The 18,369-nt window shown below is 64.7% G+C and carries 13 protein-coding genes; 7 read left to right on the plus strand and 6 right to left on the minus strand.

The annotated features are described in order from the left end of the window. Window positions 1–15: 15 nt before the first annotated feature. Window positions 16–1,275, minus strand: coding sequence for an urea ABC transporter substrate-binding protein (gene urtA, locus I6F36_RS19100; protein WP_225171952.1), 1,260 nt, complete (start codon window positions 1,273–1,275; stop codon window positions 16–18). 169 nt (window positions 1,276–1,444) lie between these two features. On the opposite strand from urtA, the gene I6F36_RS19105 reads away from it, so the two are divergent. After that, window positions 1,445–4,816, plus strand: coding sequence for an ATP-binding protein (locus tag I6F36_RS19105; RefSeq protein ID WP_225130489.1), 3,372 nt, complete (start codon window positions 1,445–1,447; stop codon window positions 4,814–4,816). Continuing rightward, entirely contained in the window at window positions 4,800–5,726 is a 927-nt protein-coding gene (locus tag I6F36_RS19110) for a response regulator (protein WP_225130491.1), read from the plus strand. Before I6F36_RS19105 ends, I6F36_RS19110 begins: the two co-directional genes overlap by 17 nt. 229 nt (window positions 5,727–5,955) lie before the next feature. Here I6F36_RS19110 and I6F36_RS19115 read toward each other — a convergent pair whose 3' ends face one another. Together I6F36_RS19115 and I6F36_RS19120 are read right to left on the minus strand one after the other, a co-directional pair. Then, a complete protein-coding gene (locus I6F36_RS19115) occupies window positions 5,956–7,458 on the minus strand; it encodes an NAD(P)/FAD-dependent oxidoreductase (RefSeq protein ID WP_036002183.1) in 1,503 nt (500 codons plus the stop codon). 125 nt (window positions 7,459–7,583) lie between these two features. Continuing rightward, entirely contained in the window at window positions 7,584–8,342 is a 759-nt protein-coding gene (locus I6F36_RS19120; protein WP_225130493.1) for a trypsin-like serine protease, read from the minus strand. Between the two features lie 104 nt (window positions 8,343–8,446). Between I6F36_RS19120 and I6F36_RS19125 the strand changes: the two genes are divergently transcribed. Next, window positions 8,447–9,082 carry an HAD-IA family hydrolase gene (locus I6F36_RS19125; protein WP_036002146.1) on the plus strand — a complete coding sequence of 212 codons (636 nt, stop codon included), beginning with the start codon at window positions 8,447–8,449 and terminating at the stop codon, window positions 9,080–9,082. 120 nt (window positions 9,083–9,202) lie between these two features. On the opposite strand, the gene mtnA is transcribed toward I6F36_RS19125, so the two are convergent. The 3 genes from mtnA to I6F36_RS19140 all read right to left on the minus strand — a co-directional run bounded on the left by mtnA (window position 9,203) and on the right by I6F36_RS19140 (window position 11,575). Then, entirely contained in the window at window positions 9,203–10,309 is a 1,107-nt protein-coding gene (gene mtnA, locus I6F36_RS19130) for an S-methyl-5-thioribose-1-phosphate isomerase (RefSeq protein ID WP_225130495.1), read from the minus strand. Between the two features lie 30 nt (window positions 10,310–10,339). Then, window positions 10,340–11,215 carry an S-methyl-5'-thioadenosine phosphorylase gene (locus I6F36_RS19135; protein WP_225130497.1) on the minus strand — a complete coding sequence of 292 codons (876 nt, stop codon included), beginning with the start codon at window positions 11,213–11,215 and terminating at the stop codon, window positions 10,340–10,342. 87 nt (window positions 11,216–11,302) lie between these two features. Then, complete coding sequence (locus I6F36_RS19140; RefSeq protein ID WP_225130507.1) at window positions 11,303–11,575, minus strand: phosphopantetheine-binding protein; 273 nt, start codon at window positions 11,573–11,575, stop codon at window positions 11,303–11,305. A 359-nt stretch (window positions 11,576–11,934) separates the two neighbouring features. Between I6F36_RS19140 and I6F36_RS19145 the strand changes: the two genes are divergently transcribed. The 4 genes from I6F36_RS19145 to I6F36_RS19160 all read left to right on the plus strand — a co-directional run bounded on the left by I6F36_RS19145 (window position 11,935) and on the right by I6F36_RS19160 (window position 18,256). Further along, complete coding sequence (locus tag I6F36_RS19145) at window positions 11,935–13,152, plus strand: acyl-CoA dehydrogenase family protein (RefSeq protein WP_109142106.1); 1,218 nt, start codon at window positions 11,935–11,937, stop codon at window positions 13,150–13,152. A 56-nt stretch (window positions 13,153–13,208) separates the two neighbouring features. Next, window positions 13,209–14,189 carry an amino acid--[acyl-carrier-protein] ligase gene (locus tag I6F36_RS19150; protein ID WP_225130509.1) on the plus strand — a complete coding sequence of 327 codons (981 nt, stop codon included), beginning with the start codon at window positions 13,209–13,211 and terminating at the stop codon, window positions 14,187–14,189. Between the two features lie 95 nt (window positions 14,190–14,284). After that, window positions 14,285–15,160, plus strand: a complete 876-nt coding sequence (locus I6F36_RS19155) for an acyl-CoA acyltransferase (protein ID WP_109142104.1) — start codon at window positions 14,285–14,287, stop codon at window positions 15,158–15,160. Between the two features lie 360 nt (window positions 15,161–15,520). After that, complete coding sequence (locus I6F36_RS19160) at window positions 15,521–18,256, plus strand: PAS-domain containing protein (protein WP_346656665.1); 2,736 nt, start codon at window positions 15,521–15,523, stop codon at window positions 18,254–18,256. Window positions 18,257–18,369 lie beyond the last annotated feature (113 nt).

Consider the following 18,369-nt stretch of genomic DNA (forward strand, 5'->3'; position numbering starts at 1 on the left):
TACCGGTAACGCTTCTTACTGGTAACCCTTCGGGAACGGATCCGGCTCGACGAGATCGGCGGTCTCGTAGATCAGCTCGAACTGGCCATCGAGCTTGGCGCGCCCCACCCGGGTCTTCGACCAGAGGTGATGGTTCTCGTGGATGCGCACATAGCCTTCCGGCGCGCCCTTGAACTCGACACCCGTAGAAGCCGTGGCGATCTTGTCGACGTCGAAAGAGCCGGCCTTTTCGACCGTCAGCTTCCACAGCCACGGGCCGAGATAGGCAGCCTGGGTGACGTCTCCGATCACGGTCTTCTCGCCCCACATCTTCTTGAACGCCGAGACGAAAGCCTTGTTGTTCGCATTGTCGAGCGACTGGAAGTACTTCATGCAGGCATAGGCGCCCGCGATGTTCTCGCCGCCGATACCGTCGATCTCGTCCTCGGTCACCGAGATCGTCAGCAGTGCCTGCTTGGAGAGATCGATGCCGGCCGCCTTGAGCTGCTTGTAGAAGGCGACGTTGGAGCCGCCGACGACGTCGGTGAAGATCACGTCCGGCTTGGTCAGCTTGATCTTGTTGATGACCGAATTGAACTGCGTCGAGCCGAGCGCATAATATTCCTCGCCGACCACTTTGCCCTTGAGCACGTTCTCGACGTGCTTGCGCGCGATCTTGTTGGAGGTGCGCGGCCAGATGTAATCCGAGCCGATGAAGAAGAAGGACTTGGCGCCCTTCTCCTTGGCGATCCAGTTCAGGCCGGCGAGAATCTGCTGGGTCGCTTCCTGGCCGGTATAGATGACGTTCTTGGACTGCTCGAGGCCTTCGTAGAAGGTCGGGTAGTAGAGCATGCCGTTATATTGCTCGACGACCGGCAGCACCGCCTTGCGCGAGGCCGAGGTCCAGCAGCCCATGATCGCCGCGACCTTGTCGTTGACGAGGAGCTTCTTCGCCTTCTCGGCGAAGGTCGGCCAGTCCGATGCGCCGTCCTCCTGGATGAACTTGATCTTGCGGCCGAGTACGCCGCCGGCCGCGTTGATCTGCTCGATCGCAAGCTTTTCGGCCTGGATCGAGCCGGTCTCGGAGATCGCCATGGTGCCGGTCGCCGAATGCAGGATGCCGACCGTGACCTCGGCGTCGGTGACGGCCAGACCCGTGGTATTGACCGCCGAGGTCGCCGGCGCCTGCGCAAATGACCCGCGCGGCAGCATGGTGATGGCCGGGACCGCGGCCATTCCCATCAATAATTTGCGCCGCAGCGGCGACAACAGGCCCTTGTTTGCTTCGTCTGACATGAGCACCCCACTTTTGTTCGAGAACACGCGATTGGTGCCCGTGAGGATGGCTCGAATTTATGCAGCCCACGCATACGCAAGATCGCGTATACTGCACCGCAAAATGCCGACGTAGGCTTGTGGTACGGAATTTGCGAGGGGTCCGGGTCCGTATCGGGAGTGGGGTTAAGTGGCAGGGCGGCAGCGAATAGACCGCGTCAGGCGCCAGTACAATCAATGGGTCGCCAACCAGACGCTGGAAGATTACGCCCTGCGCTTCACCGCCAAGAGCGCGCGGCGCTGGTCCGCCGCCCGCGTCGCCAACACGGCACTGGGCGCGATCTCGTTCCTGGCGATGGAGGCGATCGGCGGGACCATCACGCTGAACTATGGCGTCACCAACGCGACTGCCGCCATCGTCGTGGTTTCCATCATCATCTTCGGCTGCGGGGTGCCTATTGCGTATTATGCCGCCAAATGCGGCATCGACATCGACCTGCTGACGCGGGGGGCCGGCTTCGGTTACATCGGCTCGACCGTCACCTCGCTGATCTACGCCTCCTTCACCTTCATCTTCTTCGCGATCGAGGCCGTGATCCTGGCGTCGGCACTCGAGATGTGCTTCGGGATTCCGCGGCCGGTGGGCTATCTCATCAGCGCCGTCGTCATCATCCCGCTGGTGGCCTACGGCATCACGCTGATCAGCCGCTTCCAATTGTGGACGCAGCCGCTGTGGGTGATCCTTCACATCATTCCGTTTGCCGCGATCGCCTGGCACAACCCGCGCTCCTTTGCGGAGTGGCACAAGTTCTCCGGCGAGCACGGCGACCTCAACGGGCATTTCGATCTCCTGCTGTTCGGCGTTGCGGCCTCGGTCGTGTTCTCGCTGGTGGCGCAGATCGGCGAGCAGGTCGACTTCCTGCGGTTCCTGCCGCGCGACCGCCGCGCCTCCAGGGCCTCCTGGTGGATGGCGCTGATGAGCGCGGGGCCGGGCTGGATCGTGCTGGGCGCGCTGAAGCTGCTGGCGGGCTCGTTCCTCGCCTTCTTCGCACTCAGCCACGGCGTGCCGCCCGAAGAAGCCGCCGAGCCGGCGCACATGTATCTCGAAGCGTTCCGCTATGTGCTGTCGCAGCCCGACCTCGCTTTGGCCTTGACCGGCACCTTCGTGATCCTGTCGCAGGTCAAGATCAACGTTACCAACGCCTATGCCGGCTCGATCGCCTGGTCGAATTTCTTCTCGCGCTTGACCCACAGCCATCCCGGGCGCGTGGTCTGGCTGGTCTTCAACGTCGTCGTGGCCCTGCTGCTGATGGAGATCGGCGTCTACAAGGCCCTGGAGCAGACGCTGGCGCTCTATTCGAACGTCGCGATCGCCTGGGTCGGCGCGCTGGTCGCCGACCTCGTCATCAACAAGCCGCTCGGACTGCGGCCGCAGCAGATCGAGTTCAAGCGCGCGCATCTCTACGACGTCAATCCGGTCGGCGTAGGAGCGATGACGATCGCGACCATCGTCTCGATCAGCGCCTTCTACGGCCTGTTCGGGCCGACCGCGAAGGCGCTGTCGGCCTTCATCGCGCTCGCCGCGGCCTTCCTCACGGCGCCGTTGATCGCCTGGGCCACAGGCGGCAAATACTACATCGCGCGCAAGCCGAAGCGGAGCTGGCAGAACATCGAGGCGATCCAGTGCTGCATCTGCGAGCACTCGTTCGAGCCGGAGGACATGGCCTCCTGCCCCGCTTACGCCGGCCCGATCTGCTCGCTGTGCTGTTCGCTGGACGCGCGCTGCCACGATCTCTGCAAGCCGCATGCGAGATTCCAGGCGCAGGTGTCGGAGACGCTGGGCCGGCTGATGCCGCAGCCGATCTACGCCCGGATCAACTCGCAAGTCGGCCACTATATCGGCGTGTTCGTGGTCTCCGCCGGGCTGATCGCCCTGGTGCTGGGACTCATCTATCTACAGACGTCGGCGAATGTGCACGGCGACAACGAGCTCGTGTCCGACGTGCTGTGGAAGGTGTTCTTCTCGCTCAGCATCATCATCGGCGTGGTGGCGTGGCTGTTCGTGCTGGCGCAGCAGAGCCGCCGCGCCGCCGAGGCCGAGACGCGGCGGCAGACCGCGCTGCTGATCCAGGAGATCGACGCGCACAAGCGCACAGATGCCGAGCTCCAGCGTGCCAAGGAGGTCGCCGAATCCGCCAATCTCGCCAAGAGCCGCTATGTGGTCGGGCTGAGCCACGAGCTGCGCTCGCCGCTCAATGCGATCAGCGGCTATGCGCAACTGCTCGAGCAGGATACGAGCCTTGGTGCCAAGCCGCGCGACCAGGTCCGCGTCGTCCGCCGCAGCGCCGACCATCTCTCCGGCCTGATCGACGGCATCCTGGACATCTCCAAGATCGAGGCGGGGCGGCTGTATCTGTCGCGCGACGAGGTGCGCTTGAGCGAATTCCTCGACCAGCTCGTCGGCATGTTCCGCCTCCAGGCCGCCGCCAAGGGCATCGACTTCGTGTTCAGGCGGCCGCCGACGCTGCCGCGGGTGGTCTATGCCGACGAGAAGCGGCTGCGTCAGGTGCTGATCAACCTGCTCTCGAACGCCATCAAGTTCACCCAGTCCGGCAGCGTGCAGTTCGTGGTGCACTACCGCAGCCCGGTCGCCGAGTTCGAGGTGATCGACACCGGCCCGGGCATCCAGGGCGGCGACCTCGAACGTATCTTCGCACCATTCGAGCGGGGTGCGCTCGGCGCGTCGCAGCCGCAGACCGGCACCGGCCTCGGGCTCACCATCAGCCGCCTGCTCGCCGGCGTGATGGGCGGGGACATCAAGGTCACGAGCACGGTCGGCACCGGCTCGACCTTCAGGGTCAAGATCCTGCTCTCGGAGGTCGCCAATCCCCAGCGGATCGCGCCGGTGGAGGCGCCGGTCTCAGGCTATCACGGCCCGCGCAAGACCATCCTCGTCACCGACGACGATCCCGTGCATCGCGACCTCCTGCGCGAGGTGCTGACGCCGCTCGGCTTCATCCTGCTCAGCGCACCCGACGGCGCCGGCTGCCTCGCATTGGCGCAGCATTGCCGGCCCGATCTGTTCCTGCTCGACATCTCGATGCCTGCCATGGACGGCTGGGCGGTCGCCGAGGCCTTGCGCGCCAGCGGCCATCATCAGGCCCGCATCCTGATGGTGTCGGCAAGCGCGCTCGAGGCTCATGGCACGCCGCTGGCGCAGCCCTTCCACGACGGCTACCTGATGAAGCCGATCGACATCCCGCGGCTGCTGGCGACGATTCGCCAGCTTCTCAAGATCGAATGGCAATACGGCTCGCATGAGGTCGCGGTGCCGTTCTGGCATCCGGAGACCGGATCGAAGCCGCCGCTGCGGCACATCGAGGCGCTGATCGGGCTCGGCCAGATCGGCTACGTCAAGGGCATCCAGTTGAAGCTGGACGAGATCGGCAGCGAGCACCCCGAGCATGCCGACTTCGTCGCGCAGATGCGGTCGCTGGTCGATCGCTTCGATCTCGACCAGTACATGGACACATTGAAGACGTTGCATGCTTATGAGCATTGAATCGAAGAAGCGCGACGTCGCGCTCGTCGTCGACGATTCCCCGGAGACGCTCCGGCTGCTCACCGACGCGCTCGACAGCGCCGGCATGACGGTGATGGTGGCGCTCGACGGCGCCGCGGCGATGCGAATCATCGACCAGATCACGCCCGACATCATCCTGCTCGATGCCGTGATGCCCGGCATCGACGGCTTCGAGACCTGCCGCCGGCTCAAGCGCGACGCGGGTCTCGCCAATGTCCCGGTGATCTTCATGACGGGTCTGGCCGAAACCGAGCACATCGTGCGTGGATTGGAAGCCGGCGGCGTCGACTACGTGACCAAGCCGATCGTGATCGAGGAGATGCTGGCGCGCATCCGGGTCCATCTCGGCAATGCCCGGCTGACCCAGAGCGCGCGCGCCGCGCTCGACGTCTCCGGCCGTTTCCTGTTCGCGGTCAATCGCCAGGGCAGCGTGCTGTGGGCGACGCCGCAGGCGCAGAAGCTGCTATCCGATCATCACGGCGCGCAGACCGACGACTTCGTGCTGCCGCCGACGCTGCTGCAATGGCTCGAGCAGGCGAAGGCCAAGAGCGGCTCGAAATCCCAGGCCGCGTCGCTGCCCGATAGTCCGCAGCTCCGCTTCTATTACATGGGCGAGACCGCGCCGAACGAATTCCTGCTGCGGCTGTCCAAGGAAGCCGGCACCGCGCTGCCGCCCGAATTCACCAGCGAGCTCGGCCTCACCACGCGCGAAGGCGAGGTGCTGGCCTGGCTCAGCAAGGGCAAGACCAACCGCGACATCGCGCAAATTCTGGGCCTCAGCCCGCGCACCGTCGACAAGCACCTGGAGCAGATCTACGCCAAGCTCGGCGTCGAGAACCGGACCGCCGCGGCCGCGATCGCCGCGAATGCGACGCGGCGGAATTCTTGAGCGTGGTGTAGATGAGTTGAGGCGCTGCCAACCGAGCAAATGGTGTCGTCCCGGACAAGCGCAGCGAAGCGGAGCGCCGATCCGGGACCCATAACCCCAGGGAGTAGTTTGGCGAAGGCTCGGAGTGACCAGCTCGCTCTATAACCACCGCCTGGGAGTATGGGTCCCGGCTCGCTTCGCGCCCCGGGACGACAGTGGCGATCGCTAACCTCGCCTTACATCGGCATCGTCAACTGTAGACGAACGCCTTGTCATCCAGGTCCGTCTTCGGGATCTCGTCCTTCTCGGTCCAGTAATCCTGGCTGTGCTGCCATTCCGGCTTGTCGCCGCGCTTGGGCAGCAGGTTCATGTTGCGCATCATGTAGCCGGGGTTGAAGTTTTCCGGATCGATCCAGGGCAGGATCGGCATGTTGTGGTCTTCAGGTCGCAGCTTGACCTCGACCTTCTTTGCACCCTTTGCCTTCATGTGCCCGAGCAGCCGGCAAACGAAATCGGCGACGAGATCGACGCGCAGCGTCCAGCTGGCGCGGAAATAGCCGAACACCCAGACCATGTTCGGCACGCCCGTGAACATCATGCCGCGATAGGTGACTGTGTCGCCGAAGGCGAGCGGCTTGCCGTCGATCTCGAAGGCGATATCGCCGAGCGCGGCAAGATTGAAGCCGGTCGCTGTGACGACGACATCGGCCTCAAGCAGCTTGCCGGACTTGAGCTGGATGCCATTCTCGACGAAGCATTCGATCTCGTCGGTGACGACGGAGGCCTTGCCGCTGGCGATGCCCTTGAACAAATCGGCATCCGGCACGAAGGCAATGCGCTGCCGCCAGGGCCGGTATTTTGGCGTGAAATGGGTCTCGACGTCGTAGTCGGGACCGAGCACGGCGCTGATCTGGCCGATCAGCTCCTTCTTCACCTGCTCGGGCTTGGACACGCAGAGCTTGGTGAACGCATCCTGCTCGAACAGGATCTTGCGCCGCACGATCTCGTGGATCCAGGCTTCGTCGACCTGCAGCCGGCGCAGCTCCTCCGCGATCTCGATGGCGTTGCGGCCGAGGCGGAAATAGGTCGGCGAGCGCTGCAGCATGGTGACATGGGCGCACTTGTCGGTGATGTTCGGCACCAGCGTTGCCGCGGTCGCGCCCGAGCCGATCACGACGACCTTCTTGTTCGTGAGGTCGATATCGTCGGGCCAGGTCTGGGGATGGACGATGCGGCCCTTGAAACGGTCCATGCCCTTCCATTCCGGCGTGTAGCCTTCGGAATGGCGATAATAGCCCTGGCACATCCAGAGGAAGTTCGCCGTGAAGGTCCTGGGCTCGCCGGTGTCGGTCGTCACGGCGTCGATGGTCCAGAGATTCTGCTCGCTCGACCAGCTCGCGGAATTGATCTTGTGCTTGTAGCGAATGTGCCGCGCGATATCGTTGTCGTCGATCACCTCCTTCATATAGGAGAGGATCTCTTCGGCGGTCGCAATCGGCGGGCCGACCCAAGGCTTGAAGCTGTAGCCGAAAGTGTGGAGATCGCTGTCGGAGCGAATACCGGGATAGCGATGTGTGCTCCAGGTGCCGCCGAATGTTTCCTGCGTCTCCAGGATGACGTAGCTCGTGCCCGGCAGCTGCTTCTGGATGTGATAGGCGCTACCGATGCCGGATATGCCGGCGCCGACGATCAGCACGTCGAAATGTTCAGAAGCCTGTTTGGCCGTGGCGTGACTGCGAACAGCGACATTCATTGTTGCTTCTATGCCTTGCTTGTCTTTGTGGCCGTCCTTGATTGGACGGCGCGTTTCCTCCGCGACGGGCATGATCACCCGCCGCGCCTCCGCTTCAAAATGACATAGATCAAGTCGCGGTCAAATCACAGTGCCGCACCCCAGCTCCGCGCGGTCTGCACGATCCAGTCGCGGTAGAGCGTCAGCGGCGTCACGCCGGTCAAGCCGCCGCAACCGGCGGCGCCGTTCGGTCCTGTCGACCAGCTGATGAGGCCGACGAGCACGGGACCGTTCGACCTGTCCTCGAACACGGGGCCGCCGGAATCGCCGGTGCAGGCGCCAATTCCGCCGCGAACACCGTTGGTTACGGGATCGACCAGACGGATCTGCAGCGTGCCGGGCTGTCCGGTCGCAACGAGGCCGGCGACGCGCGTGGTGCCGCCGCTCTTGCCATCACCGAGAACCGTGACGCCGATGCCGGCGACGACGAAGCGACTGCCGACCTGAATTGGAATCGTGGGCATGCCGACCGTCACCGTGGATTTTCCTTTCAGTGGAATTTCCAACTGCAGCAGCGCCACGTCGGCGGTGGCGCGATGCGCCTGCATCGCCTGCATGTTGAAGTTCGGATGGATCGCGACGGTGCGCACGTTCAGCAATTGCGGCTGGCCGTCGCCGCCGCGATCGACCACCTTGTAATCCGCGCCCGGCTGCACGCAATGGGCGACCGTCAACACCAGCCTCGGGGCGATCAGACTGCCGGTGCAGAAATTGCCGCGCGAGCCGACGATGCTGACGACGGCGCGGGCGACGCCATCTGCCTGCGGCGTGCCGCCGCCGACGATGGCGTGAGCGGGCGCAGCGAGCAGCAGCGTAGCTGCGATGAGGGTGGCGAGCTTCTTCATGGGAACACGCATCGGCATCGATGAAGGCGGGCGATTGCTTCGGACTGGCTCTTGCCGATAGCGCATGCTAGCCCTCTTGGAAAGCAATTGACGAGGGCAGGACATTGGCGATCGAGGCGGTGATCTTTGATTTCGGCGGCGTGCTGACGAGCTCGCCCTTCGAGGCGTTCACGCGGTTCGAGACCGAGCGCGGCCTGCCCGCCGATATCATCCGGCGCACCAACGCCGCCAATCATCTGGAAAACGCCTGGGCCAAATTCGAGCGGGCCGAGGTCGACATCGAGACGTTCGACGCATTGTTCGCCGCCGAATCGCTCGCGCTCGGTGCGGAGGTGCGCGGCCGAGACGTGCTGCCGCTGCTGCAGGGCGATCTGCGCCCGGAGATGGTCGAGGCCCTGAAGCGCATCAAGGCGCAATTCAAGACCGGCTGCATCACCAACAATCTGCCGGCCAACGCGATCGGCAGCATGACGGGACGTTCTCTCTACATCGCCGAAGTCATGGTGCTGTTCGATCACGTCATCGAATCCGCCAAGATCGGTCTGCGCAAACCCGATCCACGCATCTACCAGATGATGGTCGAGACGCTGAAGGTCGATCCGAACAATTGCGTCTATCTCGACGATCTCGGCGTGAACCTGAAGCCGGCGCGTCAGATGGGCATGACCACGATCAAGGTGACGAGCGGGGCGCAGGCGATCGCGGAGCTGGAGACGGCGACGGGGCTGAAGCTGGGGTAGTTCGACATACGCCGTCATTGCGAGCGCAGCGAAGCAATCCAGAGTCTTTCCGCGGAGGGAGTCTGGATTGCTTCGCTGCGCTCGCAATGACGGTTGTGGCGAGATATCGCCCAACCAAATCTACTTCGCCGCAGCAGAGGTCCGCTCCGGAAACGCCGCGGCCAGCGCGGCACGGTCCGGCTTCAGCACGCCGCGCTCGGTGATGAGACCGGTGACGAGCCGCGCCGGCGTCACGTCGAAGGCGTAATTCGCGACCGGCGAGTTTTCGGGCACGATGCGTACCGTCTCCAGCCGGCCGTCCGCGGTGCGGCCGGTCATGTCGGTGACCTCCACGCCGCTGCGCTGTTCGATCGGGATGTCGCGGATGCCGTCATGGACGGCGAAATCGATCGTCGGCGACGGCAGCGCGACGTAGAACGGCACGCCATTGTCATGCGCCGCAAGCGCCTTCAGGTAAGTGCCGATCTTGTTGCAGACGTCGCCATTGGCGGCGACGCGGTCGGTGCCGACGATGGCGAGATCGACCATGCCGTGCTGCATCAGATGTCCGCCGGTATTGTCCGGGATCACCGTGTGCGGCACGCCGTGATGGCCGAGCTCCCAGGCCGTGAGCGAGGCGCCCTGGTTGCGCGGACGGGTCTCGTCGACCCAGACATGGATCTTGATGCCGCGCTCATGCGCAAGATAGATCGGCGCCGTCGCCGTGCCCCAATCGACGGTGGCGAGCCAGCCGGCGTTGCAATGAGTCAGCACGTTGACCACCTCGCCCGGCTTCTTCGCCGCGGTGGCCTCGATCAGCTTCAGGCCGTTGTCGGCAATGCCGCGGTTGATCTCGACGTCCTGCTCGGCGATCTCGTCGGCGCGCCCATAGGCCGCTTCCGCCCGTTCCACCGGATCGATCGGCGCGAGCGCCGCGCGCATCTCGTCCAGCGCCCACTTCAGGTTGATCGCGGTCGGCCGCGCCACGACCAGCGTGTCATAAGCGCGTTGCAGCCCGGCGTCGGAAGCGTCCTCGCGCATCGCGAGCGCCATGCCGTAGGCGGCGGTGGCGCCGATCAGCGGCGCGCCGCGCACAAGCATGTCGCGTATAGCAACGACCGCATCTTCACACGAAGTCAGCCGCGCAATGACGAATTCATGCGGCAGCCGGCGCTGATCGATCGCGCCGACCGACCAGCCGTCGCGCTCGCGCCAGATGCTGCGGAAATGCTTGCCGTCGACCTTCATGGCATTCTGCCTTTTCGTTTGTCTTGCGTCTCACGCTCGCAGGATGCGCCCGGCCACCGCATCGAGCTTCTTCAGGAGCTCGGGATCGCGCGCCTCGGGCGCCGTGATCAGCGCGGTGTCGAGCGCACGGTCCGAACCGATCGGGCACGGCTCGTGCTCACGCGGAAAATCCTTGGCCAACCGCGCCACCAGCGCCTTCGCCTTGTCGGCGTTCGAATTCAGCACGCGGATGATGTCCTGCACAGTGACCGCATCGTGGTCGGGATGCCAGCAGTCGAAATCCGTCACCATTGCGACGGTGGCGTAACAGATCTCCGCCTCACGGGCGAGCTTGGCTTCGGGCATATTGGTCATGCCGATCACCGAGCAGCCCAGCGTCTTGTAGGTCATGCTTTCGGCGTAAGTGGAGAATTGCGGCCCTTCCATGCAGACATAAGTGCCGCCGCGCGCGATCGCGATGCCTTCGGCTTCCGCGGCGACCGCCAGATGGATGCGCAGCCGCGGCGAGACCGGGTGCGCCATCGACACATGCGCGACGCAGCCGCGGCCGAAGAACGAACTCTCGCGCTTATGGGTGCGGTCGACGAACTGGTCGACGAGAACGAAGGTGCCCGGCGGCAGTTCCTCCCTGAAGGAACCGCAGGCCGAGAGCGAGATCAGGTCGGTGACGCCGGCGCGCTTCAGCACGTCGATGTTGGCGCGATAATTGATGTCGGAGGGGGACAGCCGGTGCCCCTTGTCATGCCGGGGCAGGAACACGATCGGCAGGCCGGCGATGGAGCCACGCCTTAAAGGAGCCGACGGCTCGCCCCAGGGGCTCTCGATCACCTCTTCGCGCGCACCCTCTAAGCCGGGCAGGTCATAGATGCCCGAGCCGCCGATGATGCCCAATACCGCCTGCGTCATGCCTGCTCCACCCTGTCCGCCAGATGTGACATGGTTAAGCTATGCCAGTTTTGCGGCGGATTTGGAACGGGGGGAGATGCGCCCCTGTTAAGCCGCGGTCGCCGGCTGGAGCTGCATCGCGACCATCCGCGCCAGCGTCTCGACGGACTGGAAATTCTCCGGCGTGATCTCGGACTGCGGAATGGTGAAGTCGAATTCGGCCTCGACGCCGAGCATGAGATTGACCATGTCCATCGAGGTCAGGCCGATATCGACGAGCTTGGCCGAAGGCGTAACGTTCGCGGTGAGCGAATTCTGTTCGAGGATGCCCTTCACCAGCTTGATGATGCGATTGCGCAAAACGGTATCAAAGGCCTGCATCGGCAAATTCCCATCTGTCTATCGGAGGCGGACCGGACTGCCGGCTACGATGGGTGCGGGCTGCCGGTCCTGCAATGGGCGGCACCAATACTTCGCGTTTCTTAGTAAACGATGACTCAGATTGTCGGAAATCCAACCTTCTTCCAGAGTCCTAACGCGATACCAGAAAATCCGGCGATGCGAACAACCGGACCTTAACTGTTCGTTCGGAATTGGGTTTTGTTTACCCTCTATTTCATCGACGAATTTGAATTAAATCCGTAGCCTCGTCTCACAAGCAAAGATGGCTGGAGGATCGCCTCAAGCGGCATCGCGAATGATGCCGGCGATCTCGAACGGCAAACCGGAGGCGGACGAGCATGAACGTGCGTGAAGCAGTCCTCACTGTCGACGAAATGCAGACGAGCTTTCTCGAGCAGGGTCCCTCCCTGATCGAGCGCGCCGCCCGGACCGCCGCAGCGGCCGCGGCCGACGCCGACGAGGTCGATCGCGACGCCCGCTTCCCGCACCGGGCTTTCGACGTCGCACGCGAGCAGAAGCTGCTCGGCGTGATGATTCCGGTCGAGTTCGGCGGCTTCGGCGCCTCGATCCATGACGTCACCGACATCTGCTACACGCTCGGACGCGCCTGCGCGTCCACGGCGATGATCTACGCGATGCACCAGACCAAGGTCGCCTGCGTCATCAGGCACGGCCATGGCATCCCCTGGATGGAGACCATGATGCGCCGGGTCGCCCGCGACCAGTGGCTGCTCGCCTCCTCCACCACCGAAGGCCAGAACGGCGGCAACATCCGCGCCAGCGCGGCTGCGGTCGACCATGCCGGCGATACCGTCTCGCTGGTGCGCGACGCCACCGTGATCTCCTACGGCGCCGAAGCCGATGGCCTCGTCACCATCGCCCGCCGCGCCACCGAAGCCGCCGCCTCCGACCAGGTGCTGCTGGCGCTCGCCAAGGACGATTATTCGCTGAAGCGGACGCTGGGCTGGGAAACGCTCGGCATGCGCGGCACCTGCTCGACCGGGTTCGAGCTGAAGGTCGACTGCCCCGCCGACCGCATCTTCCCGGAATCCTATGACAAGATCCACGCCCAGACCATGACGCCATTCGCGCATCTGTGCTGGTCGTCGGCCTGGGCCGGCATCGCCGCTGCGGCGGTGACGCGCGCGCAGGCCTTCATCCGCAAGGCGGCCCGCTCGTCCGGCGGACAGATGCCCCCGGCCGCGGCGCACTTCACCGCCGCCAAGATGTCGCTGGCCAAGCTGCGCGCGCTAATATCAGCCAATATCGACGCTTTCGCCCGCGTCGAGCACGACGAGCGTGCTCTGAGCTCGCTCGACTTCCAGTCCTCGATCACGCTCTTGAAGGTACAGGCCTCCGAGCTCGCGGTCGAGACCGTGATGCATGCGATGCGCACCGCGGGACTTGCCGGCTATCGCAACGACGGCGAGTTCACGATGGGCCGCCACCTCCGCGACGTGCTGTCGTCGCCGATCATGATCAACAACGACCGGATCCTGGCCAATGCCGCGACGTCGACATTGATGAGCGGGGTGCCGGCGAGCCTTCGCGACTGACGTACCTCCGCGGCCGATTCAACAAGAACAATTTTGAGATAGCAGGACATCGAACCATGAATATTGCCGTCCTCCCCGACTCGCCCACCACCGCGCCGCAAATGATCGATCCGCTCGATCATCTCGCCGACCAGCTGTTCCACCGCATGGGCGCCGATGGCGTCTATGCCCGCACCGCGCTCTACGAGGGCATTGTCGAGAAGCTCGCCGCGCTGATCACCGGTCATCGCGAGGCCGGCACCGAGGTGATGCGCTTCCCGCCGGTGATGAGCCGCTCGCAGCTGGAGAAGTCCGGCTATCTCAAGAGCTTTCCCAACCTGCTCGGCTGCGTCTGCGGCCTGCACGGCACCGAACGCGAGATCAACGCCGCGGTGAGCCGCTTCGATGCCGGCGGCGACTGGACGACTTCGCTGTCGCCGGCCGATCTCGTGCTGTCGCCGGCGGCCTGCTATCCGGTCTATCCGATCGCGGCGAGCCGCGGACCTTTGCCGAAGGGCGGGCTGCGCTTCGACGTTGCCGCGGATTGCTTCCGCCGCGAGCCGTCGAAGCATCTCGACCGGCTGCAATCGTTCCGCATGCGCGAATATGTCTGCATCGGCAGCCCAGACGACGTCGCTGATTTCCGCGAGCGCTGGATGGTGCGCGCGCAGAAGATCGCGACCGACCTCGGCCTCAGCTTCCGCGTCGACTATGCCAGCGATCCGTTCTTCGGCCGGGTCGGCCAGATGAAGGCGGTGAGCCAGAAGCAGCAGCAGCTCAAGTTCGAGCTGCTCATCCCGCTGCGCTCGGAAGAGCAGCCGACGGCGTGCATGAGCTTCAACTATCACCGCGAGCATTTCGGCACGACCTGGGGAATCCAGGACGCCGATGGCGAGCCGGCGCACACCGGCTGCGTGGCCTTCGGCATGGACCGCCTGGCCGTCGCCATGTTCCACACCCACGGCACCGATCTTTCCGCCTGGCCCGCCAAGGTGCGGGACATCCTGGCCCTGCAGCCGCCTGTCGCGGCCGAGGCCCATGGCGAAGGCTGGCGCTAGAGCATGATCCGGAAAAGTGCGGAGCGGTTTTCCGAGAAGATCATGCTGAAACGATAGACCTCACGAGGCCGACCATTTCCACGGGCAAGACGAGCGTGATCCATACCAAGGTCCGATGCCGCGAGATCACCGAGTCCGACGTCGATAAGATCGCGGACTTGCTGACGCGCGGCTTCGTCGGCCGTTCACGCGACTACTGGATCCAGGGTCTGCGCCGGCAGGCCTTCCGGGCCGCGCCGGAGGGCTATCCGCGCTTCGGCTACATGCTCGACGACGACGGCACGCCGGTCGGCGTGCTGCTCTTGATCTACAGCGAACGCAAGGAGGGCGACGAGACCGCCATCCGGTGCAATTTGTCGAGCTGGTATGTCGACCCGGCCTACCGCAACTACGCGCCGCTGCTGACCAAGATCGCCCAGCGGCACAAGCACGTCACTTATTTCAACATCAGCCCGGCGCAGTGGACCTGGCCAATCATCGAGACGCAGGGCTTTCGCGCCTATTGCCGCGGCATATTCTTCTCGGTCCCTGCGCTAGCGCGCGTCCCGCGCTGGAACGAGATCGAGGTCATTCCGCCGCACGCCAAGGAGATCAAGGGGCTTTCCGAGGCGGAGACCGAGCTTTTGACGCGACATGCGCGTTACAATTGCCTCAGTCTGGTGTGCCGCACGCCGAAGGGAACCTTCCCCTTCATCCTGCAACCGGTGCGCATCCGCCGCGGTTTCATCGCACCGCCCGCCATGAAGCTGATCTATTGCCGGAGCACCGCAGAATTTGCCGAATGCGCCGGCCGCATCGGACGGCTGCTGCTGCGGCTCGGCAAGATCGCGGTGGCCGTCGATGCCAACGGTCCGGTTCCCGGTCTCGTCGGCATCTACACCGAGCGGCGCGGCCGGAAATACTTCAGGGGCCCGCACCAGCCACAGCTCGGCGACCTCACCGACACGGAGCTCGTGCTGTACGGGCCGTAGAGCAACGCCCGGCGCTGTAAATCTGTACGAGCGGAGCGGGAATATCGCCGCGCTCGTCCGGAGCTACGGCCTATCGCCTTGGCAGCGGGCCGTTTACGCGTGCGCTCACCATCGCCGGTCATCCTCCGTAAACTACGGCGCTTAAGGGAATTTTCCGGCCTGTTCGCTAGCCTCGGCGGCTGAATTAGGCTGCATTCAGTCTATTGCTGGCCGAGGCCCCGCCGACCCCATGATGTCGACCCGCGAGAGCGAGCTTGGTACAGGCCGTGAGCAGGGCCCAGGCGCCCTCGTCGCGCTGAGCCAGCTTGCGCTCGACCACATGGACAGGGCGTCTGCGTCTACGATGCCGACAACCGGATCGTGCTGACGAACCAGCGCTATCTCAGACTGTTCGACATGTCGGCCGAAATCGTGCGGATCGGCACCAGCTATCGCGAGGTGCTCGCGCACAGCGCAAGCCGCGGCAACTTTCCGCAAGACCAGCTCGACGCGTTGTATTCGAGGCGGATGGCGCAGATCGCCGCGGGCAAGCCGTTCCGCACCGAGCAAATGCTGGCGAGCGGCCTCGTCATGTCGCTCGAGCTGAAGCCGCTCCCCGGCGGCGGCTGGATGACGATCTGCGATGACGTCACCCGCCTCGCCCGGCTCGAAGCGGAACTGCGCGTGCAGACCGAGCGCAGCCAGCACGCGCTCGCCAACATGTCGCACGGACTGATCATGTACGACGTCGACAGCCGTGTCGTCGTCTGCAACGAACGGTTCCTGAAGCTCTACAACCTCAACCCCGAGATCGTGAAGCCGGGCGTCGCGCATTCCACGGTGCTCGAGCACTGGATGTCGCGCGGCAACCTGCCGGGCATGTCGGGCGACGAATTCTACCAGAACCGGCTGGAGGACGTGCGCAGCAGGAAGCCGAAGACGCTGCTGGTGATGCGCTACGACGGACGGATGGTGCAGGCGGTCTCCCGCTTCCTGCCCGACGGCGGCTGGGTGACGGTGCACGAGGACGTCACGGAGCGGCTGCAATACGAGGAAACGCTGCGGCAGCAGAATTTCATCCTCGATGCGGCGCTGGAGAACATGGCGCACGGGCTCGCCTTCTTCGACAGCGACATGCGGCTTCGGGTCTGCAACTCCACCTACCTCAAGATCTACCTGTTGTCGCCGGAGGAGACCCGCCCCGGCACACACCTCGGCGAGCTGATCGAGCGATCCATGGCGAACGGCGCGTTCTCCCCGGAATACAGCCCGCAGCAGATCCTCAAAGCCGCCCGCGCGCGGATCGCAAGCCGTGATTCCTCGCCGATGCGCCGGCGCATGTCGAACGACACGGTGATCTCGGTGCGCTATTGCGCGCTGGCCGAAGGCGGCTTCGTCGCCACCTATGAGGACATTACCGAGCGCGAGCGTGCGATCGAGGAGCTGAGCGAGCAGTACCGCCGGTTCGACGCCGCCCTGAACAACATGAGCCAGGGCCTGTGCATGCTCGACGGCAGCCTGCGCGTGATCGTCTGCAACCGCCGCTATATCGAGATGTATGGATTGTCGCCGGAGACCGTGAAGCCAGGCGTCTCGATGCGCGACATCATGGAGCACGCCTGCGAGCTCGGCATCCATCCGAACATGACCGGCGCCAAGCTCTATGCCGACTACGTCGAGAGGCTGCGCGAGGGCGAGCACACGCTGCACCGCCATTTGAACGACGGCCGCATCATCAAGCTCAACCACAAGCGGATGGAGCATGGTGGCTGGGTCGTGACCTATGAGGACGTCACCGAGCGCCACAAGGCCCAGGCCCGGGTGGCGCACATGGCGCGGCACGATTCGCTCACCGACCTGCCCAACCGCACGCTGTTCCGCGAGAAGATGGGCGAGGGGCTGAACCAGGTCGCGATCGCCGGCGGCGCCATGGCCGTGCTGTGCTTCGACCTCGACAACTTCAAGACCGTCAACGACCGCCTCGGCCACGCCGCCGGCGACCGCCTGCTGCGCTGGGTCGCGGCGCGCCTCAAGGAGAATGTCGGCGAGCACGACACCGTCGCGCGGCTTGGCGGCGACGAGTTCGCCGTGCTCCAGCGCGGGCCGCAGCCGCAATCGGCCGAGGCGCTCGCCCGCCGCCTGGTCGAGATCATCGGTCATCCGCCGCCGCTGGAAAGCCAGTCGATCCATGTCGGCGTCTCCGTCGGCATCGCGATCGCGCCCGACCACGGACTCGATGCCGATGAGCTGATGAAATGCGCCGACCTCGCGCTCTACCAGGCCAAGGCCAAGGGGCGCGGAGCCTATCAGTTGTTCGAGCCCGAGATGGAGGAACAGGCGCGCAGCCGGCACGCGCTGGAGCAGGACCTGGTCGGCGCGCTGGAAGGGCGTGAATTCCACCTGGTGTTTCAACCGCAGATGCGGCTCGATTCCTCCGAGCTCACCGGCTTCGAGGCATTGCTGCGCTGGAAGCATCCCTCGCGCGGCTTCGTCTCTCCGGCCGAGTTCATCCCGATTGCGGAGGAGAACGAGCTGATCGTTCCGATCGGCGAATGGGTGCTGCGCACGGCCTGCGCCACCGCCGCGTCCTGGCCCGGCGTCACCGTCGCGGTGAACCTGTCTCCGGTGCAATTCCGCTCCCGCGGCCTGGTGGCGATGGTCACGAGCGCGCTTGCGGAAGCCGGCCTGCCGCCGCAGCGGCTCGAGCTCGAGGTCACGGAGACGGCGCTGCTCGACGACAGCAAGGCGACCATCGACATCCTGCACCAGCTCCGCGCACTCGGGGTGCGCGTCAGCCTCGACGATTTCGGGGTCGGCTATTCCTCCCTGAGCTATCTGCGCAAGTTTCCGTTCGACCGCATCAAGATCGATCGCTCCTTCGTCGGAACGCTCGGCGAAAGCCCGGAGAGCGTTGCCATCGTCAGAACGATCGCGAGCCTCGGCTCCGTGCTCGGCGTCGAGACCACGGCGGAGGGCGTGGAAACCGAGGAACAGCTCGACTTCGTCCGCGAATGCGGCTGCACCGCGGTCCAAGGCTATTATTTCGGCAAGCCGTGTCTCGCCTCAGAAGTCGGCCGCACCATCGAGAAGCTGAACACGGTCCGGCGGGTGGCCTGACCGCTTCGGCCGCTCAAATTCCGCCTCTCGGCACGCGGCCAAACGACGAATTGTCGCAGAGGTCGGCTCTGTCGGCGTTAGCTGACCGACGGCCGCACAGCGATGCGCGCAAC

The organism is Bradyrhizobium sp. BRP19, assembly GCF_020194195.1.
GTDB classification, from domain to species: Bacteria; Pseudomonadota; Alphaproteobacteria; order Rhizobiales; family Xanthobacteraceae; genus Bradyrhizobium; species Bradyrhizobium yuanmingense.